General features: G+C 65.6%; 4 protein-coding genes and 1 pseudogene. 4 read left to right on the forward strand and 1 reads right to left on the reverse strand.

Annotated elements, in window-relative coordinates; genetic code table 11:
• The 3 genes and pseudogenes from F8D48_RS11740 to F8D48_RS11235 form a co-directional block, all read left to right on the forward strand.
• Nucleotides 1-449 (forward strand): annotated as a pseudogene (locus F8D48_RS11740) (hypothetical protein); the annotation flags it as partial.
• Between the two features lie 3 nt (nucleotides 450-452).
• The gene (locus F8D48_RS11230; RefSeq protein WP_151432111.1) at nucleotides 453-1,451 is read left to right on the forward strand and encodes a VanW family protein; all 999 of its coding nucleotides are present in this window, start codon (nucleotides 453-455) and stop codon (nucleotides 1,449-1,451) included.
• Between the two features lie 176 nt (nucleotides 1,452-1,627).
• Nucleotides 1,628-2,410 (forward strand): hypothetical protein, encoded by a 783-nt coding sequence (locus tag F8D48_RS11235; RefSeq protein WP_151432113.1) that lies wholly within the window; start codon nucleotides 1,628-1,630, stop codon nucleotides 2,408-2,410.
• A gap of 88 nt (nucleotides 2,411-2,498) precedes the next feature.
• On the opposite strand, the gene F8D48_RS11240 is transcribed toward F8D48_RS11235, so the two are convergent.
• A complete protein-coding gene (locus tag F8D48_RS11240) occupies nucleotides 2,499-3,377 on the reverse strand; it encodes a LysR family transcriptional regulator (RefSeq protein ID WP_135970215.1) in 879 nt (292 codons plus the stop codon).
• Nucleotides 3,378-3,691: 314 nt separating this feature from the next.
• Between F8D48_RS11240 and F8D48_RS11245 the strand changes: the two genes are divergently transcribed.
• Nucleotides 3,692-4,681, forward strand: coding sequence for a TDT family transporter (locus F8D48_RS11245; protein ID WP_151432115.1), 990 nt, complete (start codon nucleotides 3,692-3,694; stop codon nucleotides 4,679-4,681).
• Nucleotides 4,682-4,813: the final 132 nt, after the last annotated feature.

A 4,813-nucleotide genomic window follows, 5' to 3' on the forward strand; every position in this document is an offset into this window, starting at 1 on the left:
CGGCACCGGCCCCGGTTGCCTCCGAGCTCGCGCCGGCCGTGGCGCTCGCCTCCGAAACCGTACCGGTCGCGGAGGCCGCAGCGACCTCTGCCCTGCGCTCCGAGGCCCCGGCCACGGCACCGGCCACGGCACCGGTCCCGGCTGCCGAGCCCGCGACGGCCCCCGCTGCCGCTTCCACGCGCGACGCGCGCTACAACGAGTTCATCACCAAGGCCCAGGGCCTGCGCGACAAGGGCCTGTTCCCCGTGGCCGCCCGTCTCTACGGCGAGGCCGCCGCAGCTGCGTCATCCACGTCGGAGGCCCGGCGCGCCCGCTTCGAGGAGATGGCCTGCTACGTGAAGGCCGGCCAGGGCGACAGGGCCCGTGCTCTTGCGGCCGAGCTGCGCAACGCCAGTGTGCTCACTCGCATCGAGCGCATCAAGCTCGATGCCGTCGAGAGGATGGGATAGCCCATGGCCCCCACCCCTCGCCCCACGCTCCGCCAAAGTGACGGCCTTCCCTCGACCGGTCGCGCTGCGGTCGAGCGCCCGGTCGAGCCGCGCGTGCCGGCGGAACGCCCCGCCTTCGGCCGTCGGCCGCGCATGCCCGTCGCCTCGCCCTACGTGGCCCCCTTCGTGGCCGTGTGCGCCGTGGCCCTTTCCGCCTGCATGGCCTTTGGCAATCCGGTGCTGTGGACCGGGGCCGATCAGTTCATCGATCCAGAATCCCTCTCCGACCAGCCCGCTCCGGCCGACCCTGGCACTTCCGGGGAGGAGGCGGAGCAGCCCGAGGACACCGGCCAGGAAGTCATCGGCAGCTATCAGGCCATTTCCCAGAGTGATGACCCCGGTCGCCGCGAGAATATCCGCTTGGCCACCGAGGCCATCGACGGCACGGTCATCGAGCCCGGTGGCACGTTCTCCTTCAACGACGTGGTGGGCAATACCTCGGCTGAGCGCGGCTACCAGGAGGCGGCTGTCATTCGCGACGGCCAAGTGGCCCAGGGCGATGGCGGTGGCGTGTGCCAGGTGTCCACGGCCCTCTATATCGCCGCCGTGAAGGCCGATATGGAAATCGTGGAGCGTCATCCCCACTCGGTGCCTTCGGACTACGCGCCCATCGGACTCGATGCCACCATCGTCTACGGCTCCTTCGACTTGCGTCTGAAGAACAACACCGACGAGCCCATGATCATCCATGCCAAGGCCGTGGGGCAGACGGTGGACGTGTCCATCGAGGGTGCGCCGCTGCCCGAAGGACGCACGGTGGACGCCACGTCCCAGATCGTGAGCCGCTACGAGCGCGACGATGCTGCCGGCACCTCGCGCCAGTACTACGTGTCCGAGGCCTTCCGCGTGTACTACCAGGATGGCGAGCGCACCACGCGCGACCTGCTGTCGAGCGACATTTACCAGGTTGACGAGACGACGCCCGTGACTACCTCCGAGGGAAGCGTCGACCCGAATAAATAGGGCCGCCCCGGCTTTTCGCCCTTCGCGTTCCGGCGCCCTTGATTTTCTCCGGACGGGCCGAACCTCTTCGACTTCTCGCTGTTGCGGACGCGGGTTTCGCCTATAATGAAGCTTACCTGTAAGAAAGAGCGCCACGGCTGCCCCGCGCGGCCTGCTCCCTCGAGAAAGAGCTGAAGATGGAGACTAATGAGTCCATTCTCGTTCGCAACGTTGTGGGCCTGGACGACCGCCGGGTCATCGGCAAGATGCGCGAGCTGCGCGTCAATTGCGACACCCTTGCCGTAAGCCACTACATTGTGGCGAGCGCCACCACCAACGCCCCCCTCGCGCTTCCCTTCGATCGCGCCCTGGCCATCGGCGATACCTTCGTGACGGTGCAGTCCCGCGAGAACTTCCTGGCCGCCTCCGATCCCGAGGCCCAGGCTCTCATCGCCGACGGCTTCAAGCTTGTGGGCGTGGAAGCCTACAGCCGCACCGGTAACAAGCTGGGCACCGTGTCCACCTACGACTTCGATCCGGTCTATGGCACCGTGACGAGCGTGACCCTGGACGACGGCACCGTGTTCGCGGCTGACACCTTCGTCTTCTTCGCCCCCGAGTTCGTCTTCGTCGACAATGGTGCCAAGACGGCCGCCGAGCTGCGTGCCGGCGTTGCCGAGGCCGAGGTCGAGGAGGCGGTGATCGAGGAGGTGGCCGACGAAGAGGTCGCCGAGGATGCGGTCGAGGAAGTCGCTGAGGCCGAGGAGGCCGCCGAGGAGATCGCCGAGGCCGGCCCCGAGCTGTCCGCTGAGGATGCCCAGCTCGTGGAGTTGCTCGTGGGTGCCACCCTGGTAGACGACGTGGCCAGCGAGGACGGCTCCTTCGCTGTGGCAAAGGATACCGTGCTCACCCGCGAGATTGTGGACGATGCCATCGCCCACGACGCACTGCTGCTGCTGACCCTGGCTGCCGATCTGTAGGATCGTCATCGGGGCACGGTAACGCCGCTGATAGGAAAAGTTCCCGTCAAGGGAATCGCCCGGGCGCACCCTGCGGGGTGCGCCTTTTCTATGCGAGTCCCTCGAACAGGGCGCGCAAGTCGTCCTCGAAGATGCTGTGGGGCAGACGCACGAAGGAGATGTCGTGGGTGATGGGCTCGCCGGTCAGGGGCACGATGCGCAGGGTGCCGGCGGCCAGCTCCCGTTGAATGGCCGCCTCGTAGACAAATGAAATGCCCAAGTCACCGGCCACGAAGATCTTGATGACGTCGAGGCTTTCCACCACGCAGCTATCGGCGAAGGCACCGAGGCTCAAGTTGCGCTTTGCCAGGGCATGGGTGAGCACGGAGCGGCTGCCCGAGCCCTCTTCACGCAGGATGAGGCGCTCGCCGAGCAGGTCGTCCAAGGTGGCGGGCTCACGGGCGAACTGATGATGGGCGGCGCAGATGCACACGAGGTTCTCAGTGCGGAAGGTGTCGCCGGCAAAGGCGCTCTTGTCGAAGAGGCCTTCAACGAAGGCGCAGTCGATGGCACCGGCGGTCAGCAGGTCGAGCAGGGCCTTGGTGCCGCCCGAGCGCACCGAGGCGCGAATCTCCGGGTGGGCCGTCAGGTATCGGACGAGGGGCTCGGCTACCACGTATTCCCCGGCCGTGAGGGTCATGCCGATGCGGAGAGGCACGGCGGCGCCGTGGGCCACTTCGGCGATGCGCTCATGGAGCAGGGCGTCGTCATGGGCCATGGTGGCCAGGGCATCGCGCAATACCCGTCCGGCGCGGGTGAGCTCGAGCTTCTTGTGACGGTAGGTGAACAGCTTGGCCCCGTACTCGCGCTCAAGATAACTGATGTGCTGAGACACGGCGGGCTGGGTGAGGGCCAGCTCCTCGGCCGCCCGCGTGTAGTTCAAGGTCTGGCACACAGTGAGGAAGGTTTTGACGCGGAAGTCCTGCATGGGGATCCTTTCGGCAGGTGCCATGGGCGAATGAGCGTTGGCACGAGGGGCGGCTGCGAGCGGTCGCTGGTCCGTGGGGGCGGCTGCGAGCGGGGCGCCGACCCGCAACGGGACGCCCGCCTGATGGAGCATCGGCATCCTGACTATAACCATAAATTCAACTTATGAAAGCATAAATATATATAAGTTTTCATTTGGTAACCAGGAGTGCATAATAGCCCTACCGAGTTCCTGCGGGCCGTTGCGGTCTTCCCGGCGATCCGTGGTCGAACACTTCTGCATCGATCAATGTGCCCCAATGAAAGGCGATGCCTATGCGCGACATCATCAAGAAAGTACCGATTCCCACGGCGGGCGTGGCCCTTGGCCTGGCCGCTCTGGGTAATCTGCTGCAACCCTACGCCGAGGTTGCCCACATCGTTTGTGGTGCCCTCTCTCTGTTCCTCGTGGCCATGATTGTGGCGAAGGTGGTCCTGTTCCCCTCCATGATCCGCGACGACTTGCAGAACTCCATTTTCGCCAGCGTTTCGGCCACATTCTTCATGACCCTCATGCAGCTGGCCGGCTATCTGGCGCCGGTGGCCATCGTGCCGGCCTTCGGGCTATGGTGCGCGGCCATTGCGGGTCACTTCATCCTGATGGGGTGGTTCACGGCCCATTTTATCCGCCGCTTCAAACTCGCCGAGGTGTTCCCCACTTACTTTATCTGCTATGTGGGTATCATCGTGGCGGCGGTTACCTCGCCCGTCTTCGGCATGGAGGCCTTCGGCCGCGGCATCTTCTGGTTCGGCCTGGCCTGCTTCGCAGTGCTGCTGGCCACGGTGGTGGCCCGCTACCTCAAGCATGAGATTCCTGAGCCCGCCCGCCCGCTGTTCTGTATCTTCGCGGCTCCGATGGGCCTGTCGCTCGTGGGCTACCTGGCCGTCACGCCGAATCCCGACCCGCTGTTCGTGGGCGTGCTCATGGGGCTCGGCCAGGTGATGCTCGTGGGCGTGGCAACCCAGCTGCCGAAGTTCATCGCCTTGAAGTTCTATCCGAGCTACGCGGCCATGACCTTCCCCTTCGTGATCTCCGCCATGGCCCTCGGCAAGGGCATGCAGGCCCTCTATGCTGCTGGCGTGACCATTCCGGCTCTGCCCATGGTGGAAGCGCTCATCGCCCTTGAGACGGTGTTCGCGGCCGTGATGGTCACCTACGTCTTCGTGCACTACATGAGGTTCTTCTTCGGCACGCCGAAGGGCGCGAAGGCGACGGCTCCGGCCGCGGAGGCCCCCGCGGTGCTGATGCCCGAGATCGTCGAGTAACTAACCAATCCTCTGCCTCGGCCTATGCCGATGGCCCCTCCTCTCTCTCCTGAACGCCCCGGTGCCCTTGCCGGGGCGTTCGCCTTTTTCCGGGCGCTTTTGCCCAGGGGAGGGGCGCGGGGTGAAAACGCC

Source organism: Adlercreutzia muris, from assembly GCF_008831045.1.
GTDB classification, from domain to species: Bacteria; Actinomycetota; Coriobacteriia; order Coriobacteriales; family Eggerthellaceae; genus Adlercreutzia; species Adlercreutzia muris.